Here is a 16,328-nt window from a genome sequence, read left to right as displayed (position 1 = left end):
CGGCCCGCTCAGCGCGCGTTCGGTGCGTCGGCGGTGGCGGCGGCCTCCGGAGCCTCGGGCAGCAGGTGCGACAGCACCATGTAACTGATCGTCTTCCGGATGAACGGCTCGGTGCGGATCCGCTCCAGCACCTCCTCGAAATGCTCCACATCCACCGCGCGCACATGCAGCAGCGCGTCCGCGCCGCCGGTCACCGTCATCGCCGCCGTGATCTCCGGATGGTTGCGCACCACCTCCGCCAGCCGCCGGGGCGGCGCCGCGCCCTCGCAGTACACCTCCACATACGCCTCCGTGCGCCAGCCGAGCGCCGCCGGCTTCACCGTGGCCGTGAACCCCGTGATCACCCCGGTCTCCCGCAGCCGGTCCACCCGCCGCTTGACCGCGGTGGCCGAAAGACCGATGGCCGCGCCGATCTCCGCGAAGCTGGTCCTCGCGTTCGCCATCAACGCCGTGATGATCTTGCGATCGAGTTCGTCGAACGCCGCGGACTTGCTGTTCATGCGGGCACTGTATCCAGCGACCGGCGCCCGCGGCGCGCACCCGGAAGCCCTCCGGCGCGCGGACATGTGCAGTCGTACGAATTACTCCTACACTCCGGGTTCATGCTGCGCGCGCTCGCCGTCGATGACGAGAAACCCTCCCTCGAGGAGCTGCTGTACCTGCTGAACGCGGATCCGCGGATCAGCAGCGCCGAGGGCGCCAGCGACGCCACCGAGGCCCTGCGCCGGATCAACCGCGCCCTGGAGTCCGGGCCCGCCGGACCCGAGGCGATCGACGTGGTCTTCCTCGACATCCACATGGCCGGACTCGACGGCCTCGACCTCGCCCGGCTGCTCACCGGCTTCGCCCGGCCCCCGCTCGTCGTCTTCGTCACCGCCCACGAGGGCTTCGCCGTGCAGGCGTTCGACCTCAAGGCCGTCGACTACGTCCTCAAGCCCGTCCGCCGGGAACGGCTCGCCGAGGCGATACGCCGAGCCGCCCAGCTGCGCGGCGCCGCCCCGCCGATACCGGTCCACGAACCCGACCCCGACCAGATCCCCGTCGAACTCGGCGGCGTGACCCGCTTCGTCGCCGTCGACGACATCACCCACGTCGAGGCCCAGGGCGACTACGCCCGGCTGCACACCGCGCAGGGCAGCCACCTCGTCCGCATCCCGCTGTCCACTCTCGAGGAACGCTGGCGCGCCCGCGGCTTCGTCCGCATCCACCGCCGCCACCTTGTCGCCCTGCGCCACATCGGCGAACTCCGCCTCGACGCGGGCACCGTCAGCGTCCTCGTCGGCTCGGTGGAACTCCAGGTCAGCCGCCGCCACGCCCGCGAACTGCGCGACCTGCTGATGCGCCGGACCACGGGCTGAAGGAGACGGCATGCCCCAGGACCCGACCGAACGGCGCGTCGTCGTCACCGGCGTGCCCCGCCGCACGCTCCCGCACTCCCGGCTCCGCTCCGGCGGCAGGTACCCGCACCGCCTGGGCCATCACCGCCCGCGCACCGAGATCGACGAGCAGACCACTCTCGGCCACACCTACGTCCGCTCCCTCATGCGCAGCCAACTCCGCGCCGCCCTCGTGGTGTTCGCGGTCCTCGTCCTGCTGGTCGCCCCGCTGCCGCTGGTCTTCGCCGCCATGCCGGACGGCGCCGGCCTGGAGTGGGCCGTCCTCGGCTTCGGCATCTACCCCCCGCTGGTCCTCCTCGCCCGCTGGCACGTCCGGCGCGCCGAACGCAACGAACAGGATCTCGTACGCCTCGTCGAGGACCGCTGAGCCCCCGTGCCCGAGCCGACCGGAAACGCCGCATGGACGAGAACCCGGCATGGACGAGAACCCAGCGTGAACGAGAGCCCGGCATGAACGAGAGCACCGCATGAACGAGAAGTACGCCGTCCCCGCGGTCGCCCTCGTCGTCGTGGCGACCGTCTTCGTCGGCGCGTTCGGCCTGCGCATCTCCCGCACGACGTCCGACTTCTACGTCGCCTCCCGCACCGTCGGCCCCCGCCTCAACGCCGCCGCGATCAGCGGCGAGTACCTGTCCGCCGCCTCCTTCCTCGGCATCGCGGGCCTCGTCCTCGTCCAGGGCCCCGACATGCTCTGGTACCCGGTCGGCTACACCGCCGGATACCTCGTGCTGCTGCTGTTCGTCGCCGCCCCGCTGCGCCGCTCGGGCGCGTACACCCTCCCCGACTTCGCGGAGGCCCGCCTCGCCTCCAAGACCGTACGGCGGCTCGCGGGCGCCTTCGTCGTCGGCGTCGGCTGGCTCTACCTGCTGCCCCAGCTCCAGGGCGCCGGACTGACCCTCAACGTCCTCACCGACGCGCCCCAGTGGCTCGGCGGGGTCATCGTCGCCGTCGTCGTCGCCGCGACCGTCGCCGCGGGCGGCATGCGCAGCATCACCTTCGTGCAGGCCTTCCAGTACTGGCTCAAACTCACCGCCCTGCTGGTCCCCGCGCTCTTCCTGGTCCTCGCCTGGCAGGGCGACGGCGCTCCCCGCCACGCCTTCGACGAACCGGCGTCCTTCCGCGAGCAGCGGGTCGTCCGCGTCGACGCCACCCTCGACCTGAAGCTCGCCGAGCCGCTGACGGTCACGGTGTCCGGCACCGTGGACGGCCGCCGCCACGACGACGCACGGATCGACCTGCCCACCGGCACCCACCGCGTCGAGCGGGGCACCCGGCTGACCTTCACCGAGGGCGACCCCGTCCCCGTCGCCGACCGCGGCAGCAACGGCGGCATGTCCACCTCCCTCGCCGAGGGCCGCGAGGAACGCCCCCTCTACGCCACCTACGGGCTGATCCTCGCCACCTTCCTCGGCACCATGGGCCTGCCCCACGTCGTCGTCCGCTTCTACACCAGCCCGCACGGTGTCGCCGCCCGCCGCACCACGGTCGTCGTCCTCGGCCTCATCGGCGCCTTCTACCTCCTCCCCCCGGTCTACGGGGCCCTCGGCCGGCTCTACGCCCCCGAACTCACCCTCACCGGGGACGCCGACGCGGCCGTCCTGCTCCTGCCGGACCGCATGATCGGCGGCCTCGGCGGCGACCTGCTCGGCGCGCTGGTGGCCGGCGGCGCGTTCGCGGCGTTCCTGTCCACCGCGTCCGGCCTCACCCTGGCCGTCGCCGGGGTCCTCACCCAGGACGTGCTGCCCGCACGCGGCGTCCGGCACTTCCGGCTCGGCACGGTCCTCGCCATGGCCGTACCGCTCGCGGCGAGCGTCCTGGTGGGCGGACTGCCCGTCGCCGACGCGGTGGGCCTCGCCTTCGCCGTGTCCGCCTCGTCCTTCTGCCCGCTGCTCGTCCTCGGCATCTGGTGGCGGCGCCTGACCCCGCCGGGCGCCGCCGCGGGCATGCTCGCCGGCGGCGGGGCGGCACTCCTCGCGGTCGCGGCGACGATGGCCGGCTACCCCGGCACCGGCGCGTTCCACGCCCTGCTGGCCTGGCCCGCGCTCTGGTCGGTCCCGCTCGGCTTCCTGACGATGGTCCTGGTCTCCCTGGCCACCCCGAGCCGGGTCCCTGCCGAGACCCCGGCGATCCTGGCCCGCTTCCACCTGCCGGAGGAACTGGTCGGCGGCCAGCCCGGAGCGGCCTCGAAGGAGATCGAACTGTGGCGCCGCTGAACGGCGACCCGCGAGCAGCGGGCGGTGCGCCAGGGGCGGTGCGCCAGGGGTGGGAGGGGTGGGAGATGAACGATGAGCGGTGAGGTCAGCGGGTTCCTGGCCGGGTTCCTGGTCGCGGTGCTGCCGTTCCTCGCGGCCGGCTTCTGGCTGGGCCGCCGGACGGCCCGGCCGGGCCGCAGCCTGGGCGGCCTCGGCACGCCCGTGGAGCACGCCACGTTCCAGACCCTGCACACCGCGACGCTCGCCGCGCCCCCGCTGCGCGCCGGCCTCACCGAGGAGACGGCCCGCAGATCGGCCAAGCGGCTGCGTACCCTGCTCGGCACGGACGCGCTGTGCCTCACCGACCACGAGTCGGTCCTGGTCTGGGAGGGCGTGGGGGAGCACCACCGCGCCGAGATCATGGAGCGGCTGGCCGGCCCCCTGGAGAGTGGCCGGGGCGAGGCGTTCCGTCTGACCTGCGACATCCTCGACTGCCCGGTCCGCTGGGCGGTCGTCGCCCCCCTCACGGTCGACGACCGGGTCCACGGCGCGCTCGTCGCCTGCGCGCCGCTGGAGTCCGCCGTCCTCGTCCGCGCGGCCGGGGAGGTCGCCCGCTGGGTCTCCGTCCAGCTCGAACTCGCCGATCTCGACCAGTCCCGCACCCGGCTGATCGAGGCCGAGATCAAGGCCCTGCGCGCCCAGATCTCGCCCCATTTCATCTTCAACTCGCTCGCCGTGATCGCCTCGTTCGTCCGCACCGACCCCGAGCGCGCCCGTGAACTGCTGCTGGAGTTCGCCGACTTCACCCGCTACTCGTTCCGCAGGCACGGCGACTTCACCACCCTCGCCGACGAACTCCACGCCATCGACCACTACCTGGCCCTGGTCCGGGCCCGCTTCGGCGACCGCCTCTCCGTCACCCTGCAGATAGCCCCGGAGGTCCTGCCCGTCACCCTGCCCTTCCTCTGCCTCCAGCCCCTGGTGGAGAACGCGGTGAAGCACGGCCTGGAGGGACGGCTCGACAAGAGCCATATCAGCATCACCGCCCAGGACGCGGGCGCGGAGGCGCTCGTCGTCATCGAGGACGACGGCGTCGGCATGGACCCCGAGGTGCTGCGCCGCATCCTCTCCGGCGAGACGAGCCCCTCGGGCGGCATCGGGCTGAGCAACGTCGACGAACGGCTGCGCCAGGTGTACGGCGACGACCACGGCCTCGTCATCGAGACCGCGGTCGGCGCGGGCATGAAGATCACCGCCCGGCTGCCCAAATACCAGCCGGGCGTTCACCCGGACGGAGGATTGCCCCGGGCCTGAGGATCACACAGCGTGCGGACTCAGGTGCGCGCCGCCACCATCCCCAGCGTCAGCAGGCCGAGGACGACCCATCCGAACCACAGCCAGCCATTGCTTCCGAGCGCCACGGTGTAGGCCGTCACCACGACCAGCCCACCCACGGTGAGCACCCCCATGGCCTTAGTCGAACTGGGCATCGCCACACCCTCCTCATGGTTCGTCCTTCTCCATGGTGCGCCTCTCCTGGCGCATCGCGGTGCGGACGACGACATGCGCGTCCGTATGCCCTCCACTGTCGCCCACCGGACAGCGACCTCATACAGGTCCTGGGCGTACCCGTGATCCCCGGGCCGTACGGCCACGCACGGCCCGGGGATCACGGGTACGCCCAGGAGAGGGACTCAGCGGCCGCGGGCGTTGAGCGAGGCCAGATACGCGTTGTACGCCTCGAGTTCCTTGTCGCCGTCCCGGTCGGCCGCCCGGTCCTTGCGCCGCGCCTGGCGCTGTTCGGAGCCGTACCACTGGAAGAGCAGCGCGAGCAGCACCAGCACGGACGGGATCTCGCTGAACGCCCAGGCGATGCCGCCGGCCGCGTTCTGGTCGGCGAGCGCGTCGATGCCCAGCGAGGCGGGCGGGTTCTCGTACGACTTCACCATCGGCGTGGACGCCATCATCAGCGCGATGCCGAAGAACGCGTGGAACGGCATCCCCGCGAACAGCTCCAGCATCCGCATCAGATAACCCGGCCGGTGCGGGCCGGGGTCCACGCCCATGATCGGCCAGAAGAAGAACAGGCCCACGGCGAGGAAGTGCACCATCATCGCGATGTGTCCGGGCGTGGACCCCATCAGGAAGTCGAACAGCGGGGTGAAGTAGAGGGCGTACAGGCTCGCGATGAACATCGGGATCGTGAACGCGGGGTGGGTGACGATCCGCATGTACCAGCTGTGCAGGAACATCAGGAGCAGCTCGCGGGGCCCCTTGCGGCCCTTGCCCGCCGTCGGCAGCGCCCGCAGCGCCAGGGTGATCGGCGCGCCCAGCAGCAGCAGGATCGGCGCCAGCATGCTGATCACCATGTGCTGCACCATGTGCACGCTGAACATGACCATCCCGTAGTCGTTCAGCCGGGTGCACATCACCAGCAGGATCAGCAGCACCCCCGCGACGAACGCGACGGTCCGCCCCACCGGCCACGTGTCGCCGCGCCGGACGAGCCGGACGACGCCCCACGCGTACAGCGCGAGCGCCACCAGACAGCCGACCAGGAAGAACGGGTCCGCCGACCACCCGAGCCCCCGCCCCAGGGTGAAGGGCAAGAGATCCGTGCCGTGCCCGCTGTGATCCATACCGCCGGCTCCTGTTTCGTGGGGGTTGAGCGCTGTCTGTCCGGCACCAGACTAGAACCGCCCCCGGCCGCGTCGGCGACCGGGGGCGGTACAGCGCTCATGTCACTCAGAGCACGCACTCGGCTTCGTCGTACCGCTCCTCCGGAACGGTCTTCAACGTCTCCACCGCCTCGGCCAGCGGCACCATCACGATGTCCGTCCCCCGCAGCGCGGTCATCCTGCCGTACTCCCCCCGGTGCACGGCCTCGACCGCGTGCCATCCGAAGCGCGTCGCCAGCACCCGGTCGTACGCGGTCGGCGTACCGCCCCGCTGCACATGCCCGAGGATGACCGGCCGGGCCTCCTTGCCGAGCCGTGCCTCCAGCTCGACGGAGAGCTGCCGGGCGACGCCGGCGAACCGCTCGTGGCCGTAGATGTCCTTGCCGCCCTCGTCGAAGTCCATGGACCCGGCCTTCGGCTTGGCGCCCTCGGCCGCCACGACGATCGCGAAGCGCTTGCCCGCCGCGAAGCGCTCGCCGACCCGCGCTGCCAGCTCGTCGATGTCGAAGGGCCGCTCCGGCACGACGATGGCGTGCGCGCCGGCCGCCATGCCGGAGTGGAGGGCGATCCAGCCGGTGTGGCGGCCCATGACCTCCACGACCAGGACGCGCTGGTGGGACTCGGCGGTGGTCTTCAGGCGGTCCAGGGCCTCGGTGGCCACACCGACGGCCGTGTCGAAGCCGAACGTCACGTCGGTGGCCGCGATGTCGTTGTCGATGGTCTTCGGCACGCCCACGACGGGCAGACCGTTGTCCGACATCAGCCGGGCGGCCTTGAGGGTGCCCTCACCGCCGATCGGGATGACCGCGTCGAGGCCGAGCTCCGCGAGATGGCCCTTCGCCCGCTCCACCCCGTCCCGCAGATGCGAGGGCTGGACCCGGGACGAGCCGAGGATCGTGCCGCCGCGGGCCAGGATGCCGCTCACCGCGTCGAGGTCGAGCTTGAGGTAGTCGCACTCCAGGAGACCTTTCCAACCGTCCCGGAAGCCGATGACCTCGTCGCCGTGGTCGACGACGGCGCGGTGCACGACGGACCGGATGACGGCGTTCAGCCCGGGGCAGTCGCCGCCGGACGTGAGGACACCAATGCGCATAGCCCGAATTACCTTCTCAACGTGGGCAGGATCCGGACCACGCTGTCCGGCGGAATCCCCGCCACCCTACCGGCGCCGAGGGGCCGGACCGTAGCGGGCGTCCGCCTGCTGGACGCCCCCGCACAGGTGAGCGCACGCCTGGTCAGACGGGCTGTCACAGCTGAGCGGGGGCGGTGTCAGACGGGCTTCGGTACGGGCACTGAGGAACCGTTTCCCAGGCTCCCCGGCCCGCTCCGCCGCACGCGCGCGGACCTCGGCCGGAAGCCGTCCGGGCCGCTCCGCGCGGAGCGCTACGCCGGCTCGGTGGCCGCCGCGATCCGCTCGTTGCGCAGTGCCTCGAACCAGCGGTCGTCGGTCGGCGGCAGCGCGTTGACGTCGAGCGCCAGCTTCAGCAGCAGATCGGCGATCAGCGGATTCCGGGCGAGCACCGGGCCGTGCATGTAGGTGCCGAACACGGTGTCGTTGTACGCGCCCTCCGTGCCGTCGCCCGTGCCGTTGCCCTTGCCGAGCCGCACGTTCGCGAACGGGCGGGCGGTGGGGCCCAGGTGGGTGACGCCCTGGTGGTTCTCGAAGCCGGTCAGCTGGGGCAGCCCGAGACGCGGGTCGATGTCCGCCAGGACGTCGCCGACGCACCGCTCGCCCTCGCCGCGGACCGTGGTCACGTCGAGCAGGCCGAGACCCGGCTCGCGCTGACCGAGGTCGTTGACGAACTCGTGGCCGAGGATCTGGTAGCCGGCGCACACCGCGAACACGATCGCTCCGTTGTTCACCGCCTGGTACAGATGCCCGTCGCGGCGCAGCCGCTCCGCCGCGAGCCGCTGCGGGCGGTCCTCGCCGCCGCCGATCAGGTAGATGTCGCCGGAGGTCGGGATCGGCTGGTCGCTGCGCACGTCGAGCCGGGCCACGTCCAGGCCGCGCTGACGCGCCCGGCGCTCCACGACCAGCACGTTGCCCTGGTCGCCGTAGGTGCTGAGCAGGTCCGGGTAGACCCAGACGACCCGCAGGCTGTTGTCACTCATGAGTTCCCCTCGAGTCCTCGTGGTCAGTTGCCGACGCGGCGGCGCAGGTCCTGGAACGCGGTGTAGTTCGCGATGACCTCGATCCGGCCCGGCGGGCACATCTGCACCGCCTGGTCGAGGCTGTCGCACACCTGGAAGTGCTGGCCCGCCACTTCCAGACGCACCGCGAGGTCCAGCTTCCGGTCGCCCAGCACGAAGATCGGGTGGCCGGTCAGCCGCGTGTAGTCCACGTCCCACAGCCAGGAGGTGTCGGTGCCGTCGGCGCCCCGCGCGTTCACCGACAGGATCACCGGCGACGGCGGCGGGTCGATCAGCGAGAACGTCTCCAGCCAGCCCGCCGGGTTCTTGGCGAGCAGCAGCCGCAGGTCGCGCTGCATGAACTGCACCACGTCATAGCGTCCGGCGACGGCCTGCACCTGGTACATCCGTTCCAGGGCGACCTGCGGGGGGACCCCGAAGACGGCGGCGACGGCGGCCGACGAGGCGGCGTTGGCCTTGTTGGCGCGGCCCGGCAACTGGAGGTGGATCGGCCAGGCCGATCCGTGCGGGTCGAGGACGTGGTCGCCGGAGAGCGCCCAGCTCGGGGTGGGCCGGCGGAAGCCGCACTCACCGCAGAACCAGTCGTCGCCCGGGCGCTGCATCACACCGCCGCAGGACGGGCAGGACCAGGCGTCGTCCTTCCACATCTGGCCGACGGCGACCCAGACCACGTTGGGGGAGGACGACGCGGCCCACACCACCAGCGGGTCGTCGCAGTTGGCGACGACGACGGACTTGGTGCCGGCCAGGCCCTCGCGCCATGCCTCCGCCATCATGCGGGTCTCGGCGGCCCGGTCGAGCTGGTCGCGCGAGAGGTTGAGCAGCGCGATGCACTTGGGGTCCGTGTCCCGCGCCACACCGGCGAGGTATTTCTCGTCGACCTCGATGACACCGAACTTGGAGTCGGAGTTCCCGGCGAGCGCCGAGGTGATGCCCGCGGGCATGTTCGCGCCGAGCGCGTTCGACACGACGGGGCCCGCGGCGCGCAGCGCCTCCGCGATCAGCCGGGTCGTGGTGGTCTTGCCGTTGGTGGCGGAGACCAGGACGACGTCCAGGTTCTGCGCCAGTCGTGCGAGCAGATCGGGGTCGAGTTTGAGGGCCACCCGGCCGCCGATCACCGATCCGCTACCGCGTCCCGCGGCACGGGATGCCGCCGCGACCGCCTTGCCCGCCGTCACGGCCAGCTTGGCCCGCGGCGTCAGCGGGTCCGAGTTGCCTGCCATCAGTTCTCGATCCTCCTTGCGTACAGCGCCGCGCCCAGTCCCGGCAACGTGTGGACCAAAGCCTATCGAGATCCACTCACGCGCCCGAATCTCGCTGGGCCGGTAGCACCGACGGGACCGGCGATATCGGGTCCGAACGTACTCTTGCGCCCATGCGAAGCGGCTCGATTCCCGGCGCCCGAGGGCGCGTTCTCCCCCTGACCCTGCTCGGGGACCCCGTCCTGCACGCCCCGTGTGAAGAAGTCACGGAGTTCGGTCCCGAACTGGAGCGGCTCGTGGAGGACATGTTCGCGACGATGTACGCGGCGCGGGGCGTGGGTCTGGCCGCGAACCAGGTGGGCCGGGCGCTGAGGGTGTTCGTGTACGACTGCCCGGACGACGAGGACGAGCGCCATCTCGGCCATGTGGTGAACCCGCGGCTGGTGTCGGCGGACGGGATCCTGCTGCGCGGGCCGGAGGGCTGTCTGTCGCTGCCCGGACTGGAGGCGGGGGTGGAACGGTACGACGAGGCCGTGGTGGAGGGGCGCACGGTCGACGGGGACCGCGTACGGGTGCCGGGCACGGGGTTCTTCGCGCGGTGCCTCCAGCACGAGTGCGACCACCTGGAGGGGCGGGTGTATGTGGACCACCTCTCGGGGTGGCGCCGGTCCCGGGTGCGGCGGAAGATCGCGAAGGCGCCGTGGGGCCGCTGACACGGGAGCCGGCGGCGGGTGCGCCGCCGCGGGTCGGGGGGCGCACCACGCCCCTTCCGGCGCGGCCGGTGTCAGAAGCCCGGCCCGCCCACCTTGTCGCCCGCCGCCGCCAGCCGGCCCCACAGCAGGTCGGCCATGCTGCGGACCAACTCTGCCCTGCTGCAGGGACGTTCGCCCAGCCACCAGTCGCCCGCGGCTTGCATCATGCCGACGATGCCGTGGCCCCAGATCCGTGAGAGCAGGCGGCTGTTCGGGCCGAGGTCGAGGCGGTCCTCTATGACCTTGCCCAGTTCCTCGCCCATGCGGCGCAGCAGGGGAGCGGAGTGCTTGCCGACGTCGAAGCCCTGGTCGCCCCCGGGCTGGCCGCCCTCGGCGGGGTGCATCAGGAAGCGGTACACCTGAGGGCGGGCCTCGATGGCCGCGAGATAGGTGTCGAGGGTCGCCTCGACGCGTTCCCGGCGCTCCGCCGGGGCGTCCAGGGCGGCCCGCAGGGAGTCCAGGAGGGCATCGGTGTGACGCTGGGCGAGCGCGGCGTAGAGTCCGCCCTTGTCGCCGAAGTGGCGGTACAGGATGGGCTTGGTGATGCCGGCCTCGGCCGCGATGGCGTTCATCGACGCCCCGGGGCCGTCGCGGAGCACCACACGGTCCGCGGCCTCCAGCAGCTCGCGCCGACGGCGGTCGGCGGACCGCTCCTGGTCGGTCGACTGCGTGGTGTCCATGTCTCTCCCCCAGTGCAGATTTCGGTGACGCCTGCGCAAAGTAGCACTGACGCACACGTCACGTTCGAACGGGCTACCGAGGGCGACCCGGGAGTTGACTTTTCCTACCGACCGGTAACAGACTCGCGTTACCGCAGGTAACATCTTAGGGCAGTGCTGGAGGCGTCATGGCCGAGTTCACCATGGAACTCAACGAGGAACAGCGAGAGGTCCGCGACTGGCTGCACGGATTCGCCGCCGATGTGATCCGGCCCGCGGCCGCCGAGTGGGACGAGCGCGAGGAGACGCCCTGGCCGGTCATCCAGGAGGCCGCCAAGGTCGGCATCTACTCCCTGGACTTCTACGCCCAGCAGTACTTCGACCCCACCGGTCTCGGCATCCCCATGGCCATGGAGGAACTGTTCTGGGGCGACGCCGGCATCGCGCTGTCCATCGTCGGCACCGGCCTCGCCGCGGTCGGCGTCCTCGCCAACGGCACCGAGGAGCAGATCGGCACCTGGATCCCCCAGATGTACGGCGACGCCAACGACGTCAAGGTGGCCGCGTTCTGCTCCTCCGAGCCCGACGCCGGCTCCGACGTCGCCTCCATGCGGACCCGCGCGGTCTACGACGAGGCCAAGGACGAGTGGGTCCTCAACGGCACGAAGACCTGGGCGACCAACGGCGGCATCGCCAACGTCCACGTCGTGGTGGCCGTGGTCGACGCCGAACTCGGCTCCAAGGGCCACGCGTCCTTCATCGTCCCGCCGAACACGCCCGGCCTGTCCCAGGGCCAGAAGTTCAAGAAGCACGGCATCCGCGCCTCGCACACCGCCGAGGTCGTCCTGGAGGACGTGCGCGTCCCCGGCTCCTGCCTCCTCGGCGGCAAGGAGAAGCTCGACGAGCGCCTGGCGCGCGCCCGCGAGCGGGCCAAGGCCGGCGGCGAGCGGGTGAAGAACGCGGCGATGGCCACCTTCGAGGCGAGCCGGCCCGCGGTCGGGGCGATGGCCGTGGGCACCGCCCGCGCCGCCTACGAGGTCGCCCTGGAGTACGCCAAGACCCGTGAGCAGTTCGGGCGCCCGATCATCGACAACCAGGGCGTCGCGTTCCAACTGGCGGACATGCGCACGTCCGTGGACGCGGCCCGGCTGCTCGTGTGGCGGGCCTCGTGGATGGCGATCAACGGCAAGCCGTTCACCGCCGCCGAGGGCTCGCAGTCGAAGCTGTTCGCGAGCGAGACGGCGAAGAAGGTGACGGCGCAGGCGCTGCAGATCCTCGGCGGCAACGGCTACACGCGGGAGTACCCGGTGGAGCGGATGCACCGGGACGCGGCCATCTACACGATCTTCGAGGGGACCAGCGAGATCCAGCGCCTGGTGATCGCCCGCACCGTCTCGGGGATGTCCATCCGGTAGCACCGCGGCCCCGCCCCGGAGGCGGGCGGAGCCCCGGGGACGACGGTCACCAGGTGACCGGGAGGGCCTCCGGGCCCCGGAACAGGGCGCCGCGCCGCCAGCACACCTCGGCGGGCGGCACCGCCGGCCGCAGGCCCGGCACCCGGCCGAGGAGCACGTCCACGACCAGTTCGGCCTCCAGCCTGGCCAGGCCGGCCCCCACACAGGAGTGGGCGCCGTGCCCGAAGGCGAGATGGGGGTTCGGGACACGGTCGAAGTCGATGCGCTCGGGGTCGGGGAAGACGTCCGGGTCGCGGTTGGCGGCCAGGTACGACACGTACACCGGGTCGCCGGCCCGGATGCGGACACCGTGGAGGACCACGTCCTCCCGGGCGATCCGGGCCAGGCCGACGGCGCTGCGGTGCGGGATGTACCGCAGCAGTTCGTCGACGGCGCGCGGCCGCAGCCCGGGATCCTCACGCAGCCGGGCGACGAGGTCGGGGCGGCTCAGCAGGACGAAGCACATCCGGCCCGTGTTGTGGGTGAGGGCCTCACCGCCTACCTGCAGCGAGGCGGCCAGGGCCGGCGCCTCCTCCGCGGCGATGTCGCCCCGGCCCACGGCCGCGCCGAGCAGGGAGACGACGTCCTCCCCGCCGGAGTCCCGGTGCCCGGCGACGGCCTGCGCGAAGTACGCCGTCATCTCCCGCTCGGCCCGTTCGCCCGCCTCGGCGTCCTCCGCCGAGGACAGGATCCGCCGGGTCCGCACCCGCATGTCCTCGCGGTCCGCCTCGGGGACGCCCATCAGGTCGCAGATCACGGTGACCGCGAACGGCTCCAGCACCCGCGCGACGAGGTCCGCGGGCGGGCCGCCGCGCAGCACCGCGTCCACCGTCGCCTCCAGCTTCCGCCGCGCCGTCGCCCGCAGCCGTGCGATGCCGGGGACGTCGAAGGCGGGGGCGAGCGCGCGGCGCAGCCGGGCGTGGTCCGGCGTGTCGGCCAGGGGCATCGCACCGGGCCGCGGCGCGAAGTGCGCCGCCCACCGGGTGACCTGACGGCCTGCCACCTCCGCCCGGCTGAACCGGGGGTCCTCCGTCACCAGCCGTACGTCGTCGTGGCGGGTCAGCAGCCACGCCCACCCCTCCCCGTTGGGCAGCTGGATCCGGTTGATCGGCCCCTGCCGCATCAGCTCGGCCAGCACCGGGTCGAAGTCGACCCCGGCCAGCCTCAGGGCGGGCCAGTGCCGTACCGGCGGTGCGCCCAGGGTCTCTTCGCTCGTCGTCATGTGTCGCCACGCATGGGGAAACGCCTGCTTTCGCTGTCCGGAAGGGCCTTTCGGGCCCGGGGCACGCGCAGATGCGCTCGGGTACCCACGATCTCCCGCCGGCCCGGCGATCTCGCGCCGGACTACTCCGGACCGGCGAAGCCGGACGGACCACCGTCCACTACTGCGCACCGGGCGGCCGTGCCATGGTCGAGGGGGCACCACGCCACCGACGGAACCGACGGGAGTACGCCATGACGCGCACGGCGGGGAACCTGCTGGACACCCTCACCGCGAAACTGGCCCCCGACCCCGGCGACAACCCCCTGCTGCCGCTCGTCGCCTCCGGCACGGCCGACCGCGCCACCCTCGCCGTGCTGGCCCTGGAACAGACCCTGGTGATCGCCTCCGACCAGCGTTCCTTCGCCCGTCTGGCCGAGCGCGCGGCGACCGGGGCACCCGCCGGTGCCGCCTTCTTCCGGCTGCTCTCCGACGGCGAGGACGTCGCGGCCGGCCATCTCACGGCGTTCGCGCGGGCCTGCGGCTTGGACGAGGAACGGGCCGCCGCCCATGAACCGCTGCCGGGCTGCCAGGCCTACCCGTCGTACGTCGCCCGGCTCGCCCTGGAGGCCGCGCCGGCCGACGCGGTCCTCGCCCTGACCGCCAATTTCGCCTCCTGGGGCGGCTACTGCGCCACGATCGCGCGAGCCCTGCGCCACCACTACGACCTCACCGACGAGGCGTGCGCGTTCTTCGACTTCTTCGCCGAGCCGTCCCCGGACCTGGAGCGGACCGCACGGGCGGCCGTGGAGGAGGGCTGGGAGGCGGGCCGGATCGACGAGAGGCTCGCCCACCGCCACGGCCGGCTGCTGCAGAGCTACGAATCCCTGTTCTGGAGCACCCTCGCCCGCCTGTGAGCAGGCGCGGGCGGGCGGCCGGCTCAGCCGGACACGGCACCACTGCTGTGCGCGATGCACGCCACGTCGATACGGTCGGCCAGCTTCGCCAGCTCGATCGTCAGCGCGGCCACCGTGTCCTCGTCCAGGTCGGCCGCGCCGGCCTCCACCAGGTGCAGCCACCGTCCGCCCACCGTGCGCAGCAGCTTGCTGACATCGGCGGCGGCCACCTGGAGGGTCCCGCGGTCGTCGACGATCAGAGGCAGAGTCACTTCGCGGTTCACAACGGGGATGGTAACCGCGGAACGCTCACGCCCCGTGCCACACGGTGGTGATGTTGCAGAACTCCCGGATTCCGTGTCCGGACAGCTCACGTCCGTAGCCCGACCGCTTGACCCCGCCGAACGGGAACGCCGGATGTGAGGCGGTCATTCCGTTGACGAAGACGCCTCCCGCGTCGAGGTCCCGGACGAAGCGGTCGACCTCGGCCGCGTCCTGGGTCCACACGTTCGAGCTGAGCCCGAAGGGGGTGTCGTTGGCGATCGCGATCGCTTCGTCGAGGTCGGCTACCCGGTACAGGGTGGCGACAGGACCGAAGGTCTCCTCGCGGTGGACACGCATCTCGGGCGTGATGTCGGCGAGGACGGTCGGCGGGTAGTACCAGCCGGGCCCGTCCGGGCGCTCCGCGCCGCACAGCACCGTGGCGCCGCTCTCCACGGCCTCGTCGACCAGCGCCTCCAGGTCCTCACGGCCCCGCTCGCTGGAGAGCGGCCCGACGTCGGTGTCCTCGTCCAGCGGGTCGCCCACCTTCAGCGCCCTCATGCCCGCGACGAAACGCTCGGCGAAGGCGTCGTACACGTCGGCGTGCACGATGAACCGCTTGGCGGCGATGCAGGACTGACCGGTGTTCTGCGCGCGCGCCGTCACCGCGGTGCTCGCCGCGCGGCCGACGTCCGCGGACGGCATCACGATGTACGGGTCGCTGCCGCCCAGCTCCAGCACCGTCTTCTTGATCTCGTCGCCGCAGACGGAGGCCACGGACCGGCCCGCGGGCTCGCTGCCGGTGAGGGTGGCGGCACGGACCCGCGGGTCGCGCAGGACGGCCTCGACCGCCCCGGACCCGATGAGCAGGGTCTGGAAGCAGCCCTCGGGGAAGCCCGCCCGGCGGAAGAGGTCCTCCAGGTAGAGCGCGGTCTGCGGGACGTTCGAGGCGTGCTTGAGCAGACCCACGTTGCCGGCCATCAGGGCGGGCGCGGCGAAGCGGATCACCTGCCACAGCGGGAAGTTCCACGGCATCACCGCGAGGACCGGACCGAGCGGGCGGTAGCGGACCAGGACGCGGTCGGCGCCGGAGTCCTTCACGTCCGCGGCGGAGGGCTCCACGTCGGTGAGCAGCACCTCCGCGTGCTCGGCGTACCAGCGCATCGCCTTCGCGCACTTGACGGCCTCGGCACGGGCCTGCCTGACCGGCTTGCCCATCTCCGTCGTCATGACGCGGGCGACGTCCGCCGTGTCCTCGTCCAGGAGGTCGGCGGCCCGGCGCAGCAGCCGGGCGCGCTGCGCGAACGACGTCGTCCGGTACGTGCGGAACGTGCGGTCGGCCGTCGCGAGCCGACGCTCGATCTCCTCCTCGCCCAGGGCCTCGTACGTCCTGAGCGTCTCGCCGTTCGCCGGATTCACCGTCGCGATGGGCATGCCTGACCTCCTGCGTGGGCTGTCCCTCGACCTTCCCGCGCGGCGGTGAAC

17 protein-coding genes are annotated in these 16,328 nt (G+C 72.2%); 7 read left to right on the top strand and 10 right to left on the bottom strand.

Annotated elements, in window-relative coordinates; all coding sequences use genetic code 11:
- Positions 1-8 precede the first annotated feature (8 nt).
- Positions 9-500, bottom strand: coding sequence for an Lrp/AsnC family transcriptional regulator (locus tag GSY65_RS04175; protein WP_159766011.1), 492 nt, complete (start codon positions 498-500; stop codon positions 9-11).
- A gap of 102 nt (positions 501-602) precedes the next feature.
- On the opposite strand from GSY65_RS04175, the gene GSY65_RS04170 reads away from it, so the two are divergent.
- The 4 genes from GSY65_RS04170 to GSY65_RS04155 all read left to right on the top strand — a co-directional run bounded on the left by GSY65_RS04170 (position 603) and on the right by GSY65_RS04155 (position 4,903).
- The gene (locus tag GSY65_RS04170) at positions 603-1,358 is read left to right on the top strand and encodes a LytR/AlgR family response regulator transcription factor (RefSeq protein WP_159766010.1); all 756 of its coding nucleotides are present in this window, start codon (positions 603-605) and stop codon (positions 1,356-1,358) included.
- Positions 1,359-1,368: 10 nt separating this feature from the next.
- The gene (locus tag GSY65_RS04165; RefSeq protein WP_159766009.1) at positions 1,369-1,764 is read left to right on the top strand and encodes a hypothetical protein; all 396 of its coding nucleotides are present in this window, start codon (positions 1,369-1,371) and stop codon (positions 1,762-1,764) included.
- A gap of 100 nt (positions 1,765-1,864) precedes the next feature.
- Positions 1,865-3,610, top strand: a complete 1,746-nt coding sequence (locus GSY65_RS04160; protein WP_159766008.1) for a sodium/solute symporter — start codon at positions 1,865-1,867, stop codon at positions 3,608-3,610.
- Between the two features lie 72 nt (positions 3,611-3,682).
- The gene (locus tag GSY65_RS04155) at positions 3,683-4,903 is read left to right on the top strand and encodes a sensor histidine kinase (RefSeq protein ID WP_159766007.1); all 1,221 of its coding nucleotides are present in this window, start codon (positions 3,683-3,685) and stop codon (positions 4,901-4,903) included.
- A 20-nt stretch (positions 4,904-4,923) separates the two neighbouring features.
- Here GSY65_RS04155 and GSY65_RS04150 read toward each other — a convergent pair whose 3' ends face one another.
- The 5 genes from GSY65_RS04150 to GSY65_RS04130 form a co-directional block, all read right to left on the bottom strand.
- A complete protein-coding gene (locus GSY65_RS04150; protein ID WP_159766006.1) occupies positions 4,924-5,079 on the bottom strand; it encodes a hypothetical protein in 156 nt (51 codons plus the stop codon).
- A gap of 204 nt (positions 5,080-5,283) precedes the next feature.
- Entirely contained in the window at positions 5,284-6,228 is a 945-nt protein-coding gene (locus GSY65_RS04145) for a cytochrome c oxidase assembly protein (protein ID WP_159766005.1), read from the bottom strand.
- 106 nt (positions 6,229-6,334) lie between these two features.
- Positions 6,335-7,360: a 6-phosphofructokinase gene (locus GSY65_RS04140; protein ID WP_159766004.1), complete on the bottom strand. Its 1,026-nt coding sequence runs from the start codon at positions 7,358-7,360 to the stop codon at positions 6,335-6,337.
- A gap of 290 nt (positions 7,361-7,650) precedes the next feature.
- On the bottom strand, positions 7,651-8,379 hold the full coding sequence (locus tag GSY65_RS04135; protein WP_055522331.1) for a type 1 glutamine amidotransferase: 729 nt from the start codon (positions 8,377-8,379) through the stop codon (positions 7,651-7,653).
- A 23-nt stretch (positions 8,380-8,402) separates the two neighbouring features.
- The gene (locus GSY65_RS04130; RefSeq protein ID WP_159766003.1) at positions 8,403-9,641 is read right to left on the bottom strand and encodes a Mur ligase family protein; all 1,239 of its coding nucleotides are present in this window, start codon (positions 9,639-9,641) and stop codon (positions 8,403-8,405) included.
- A gap of 152 nt (positions 9,642-9,793) precedes the next feature.
- Here GSY65_RS04130 and def point away from each other — a divergent pair, with 152 nt between their 5' ends.
- Entirely contained in the window at positions 9,794-10,333 is a 540-nt protein-coding gene (def, locus tag GSY65_RS04125; protein WP_201452451.1) for a peptide deformylase, read from the top strand.
- 71 nt (positions 10,334-10,404) lie between these two features.
- Here def and GSY65_RS04120 read toward each other — a convergent pair whose 3' ends face one another.
- Entirely contained in the window at positions 10,405-11,052 is a 648-nt protein-coding gene (locus GSY65_RS04120) for a TetR family transcriptional regulator (RefSeq protein WP_159766002.1), read from the bottom strand.
- A 167-nt stretch (positions 11,053-11,219) separates the two neighbouring features.
- On the opposite strand from GSY65_RS04120, the gene GSY65_RS04115 reads away from it, so the two are divergent.
- Positions 11,220-12,446, top strand: a complete 1,227-nt coding sequence (locus tag GSY65_RS04115) for an acyl-CoA dehydrogenase family protein (protein ID WP_055540954.1) — start codon at positions 11,220-11,222, stop codon at positions 12,444-12,446.
- Between the two features lie 46 nt (positions 12,447-12,492).
- Here GSY65_RS04115 and GSY65_RS04110 read toward each other — a convergent pair whose 3' ends face one another.
- Positions 12,493-13,707: a cytochrome P450 gene (locus GSY65_RS04110; protein ID WP_159766001.1), complete on the bottom strand. Its 1,215-nt coding sequence runs from the start codon at positions 13,705-13,707 to the stop codon at positions 12,493-12,495.
- A gap of 233 nt (positions 13,708-13,940) precedes the next feature.
- Here GSY65_RS04110 and GSY65_RS04105 point away from each other — a divergent pair, with 233 nt between their 5' ends.
- Positions 13,941-14,603 (top strand): transcriptional regulator, encoded by a 663-nt coding sequence (locus tag GSY65_RS04105; protein WP_159766000.1) that lies wholly within the window; start codon positions 13,941-13,943, stop codon positions 14,601-14,603.
- Between the two features lie 23 nt (positions 14,604-14,626).
- On the opposite strand, the gene GSY65_RS04100 is transcribed toward GSY65_RS04105, so the two are convergent.
- Together GSY65_RS04100 and GSY65_RS04095 are read right to left on the bottom strand one after the other, a co-directional pair.
- The gene (locus GSY65_RS04100; RefSeq protein WP_159765999.1) at positions 14,627-14,866 is read right to left on the bottom strand and encodes a DUF6213 family protein; all 240 of its coding nucleotides are present in this window, start codon (positions 14,864-14,866) and stop codon (positions 14,627-14,629) included.
- A gap of 25 nt (positions 14,867-14,891) precedes the next feature.
- Positions 14,892-16,277, bottom strand: coding sequence for an NADP-dependent succinic semialdehyde dehydrogenase (locus GSY65_RS04095; RefSeq protein WP_159765998.1), 1,386 nt, complete (start codon positions 16,275-16,277; stop codon positions 14,892-14,894).
- Positions 16,278-16,328 lie beyond the last annotated feature (51 nt).

Source organism: Streptomyces sp. HM190 (assembly GCF_009857135.1).
GTDB classification, from domain to species: domain Bacteria; phylum Actinomycetota; class Actinomycetes; order Streptomycetales; family Streptomycetaceae; genus Streptomyces; species Streptomyces heilongjiangensis.
The sequence above is the reverse complement of the archived record's forward strand: the minus strand, read 5'-3'. Positions and strand labels throughout refer to the sequence as shown.

Bases quoted from the DNA above. Each gene is read 5' to 3' on its own strand.
- GSY65_RS04145 (WP_159766005.1), bottom strand. From the start codon at position 6,228: ATGGATCACAGCGGGCACGGCACGGATCTCTTGCCCTTCACCCTGGGG.
- GSY65_RS04160 (WP_159766008.1), top strand. From the start codon at position 1,865: ATGAACGAGAAGTACGCCGTCCCCGCGGTCGCCCTCGTCGTCGTGGCG.
- GSY65_RS04095 (WP_159765998.1), bottom strand. From the start codon at position 16,277: ATGCCCATCGCGACGGTGAATCCGGCGAACGGCGAGACGCTCAGGACG.
- def (WP_201452451.1), top strand. From the start codon at position 9,794: ATGCGAAGCGGCTCGATTCCCGGCGCCCGAGGGCGCGTTCTCCCCCTG.
- GSY65_RS04165 (WP_159766009.1), top strand. From the start codon at position 1,369: ATGCCCCAGGACCCGACCGAACGGCGCGTCGTCGTCACCGGCGTGCCC.
- GSY65_RS04135 (WP_055522331.1), bottom strand. From the start codon at position 8,379: ATGAGTGACAACAGCCTGCGGGTCGTCTGGGTCTACCCGGACCTGCTC.
- GSY65_RS04130 (WP_159766003.1), bottom strand. From the start codon at position 9,641: ATGGCAGGCAACTCGGACCCGCTGACGCCGCGGGCCAAGCTGGCCGTG.
- GSY65_RS04115 (WP_055540954.1), top strand. From the start codon at position 11,220: ATGGCCGAGTTCACCATGGAACTCAACGAGGAACAGCGAGAGGTCCGC.
- GSY65_RS04105 (WP_159766000.1), top strand. From the start codon at position 13,941: ATGACGCGCACGGCGGGGAACCTGCTGGACACCCTCACCGCGAAACTG.
- GSY65_RS04155 (WP_159766007.1), top strand. From the start codon at position 3,683: ATGAGCGGTGAGGTCAGCGGGTTCCTGGCCGGGTTCCTGGTCGCGGTG.
- GSY65_RS04140 (WP_159766004.1), bottom strand. From the start codon at position 7,360: ATGCGCATTGGTGTCCTCACGTCCGGCGGCGACTGCCCCGGGCTGAAC.
- GSY65_RS04170 (WP_159766010.1), top strand. From the start codon at position 603: ATGCTGCGCGCGCTCGCCGTCGATGACGAGAAACCCTCCCTCGAGGAG.
- GSY65_RS04150 (WP_159766006.1), bottom strand. From the start codon at position 5,079: ATGCCCAGTTCGACTAAGGCCATGGGGGTGCTCACCGTGGGTGGGCTG.
- GSY65_RS04120 (WP_159766002.1), bottom strand. From the start codon at position 11,052: ATGGACACCACGCAGTCGACCGACCAGGAGCGGTCCGCCGACCGCCGT.
- GSY65_RS04175 (WP_159766011.1), bottom strand. From the start codon at position 500: ATGAACAGCAAGTCCGCGGCGTTCGACGAACTCGATCGCAAGATCATC.
- GSY65_RS04110 (WP_159766001.1), bottom strand. From the start codon at position 13,707: ATGACGACGAGCGAAGAGACCCTGGGCGCACCGCCGGTACGGCACTGG.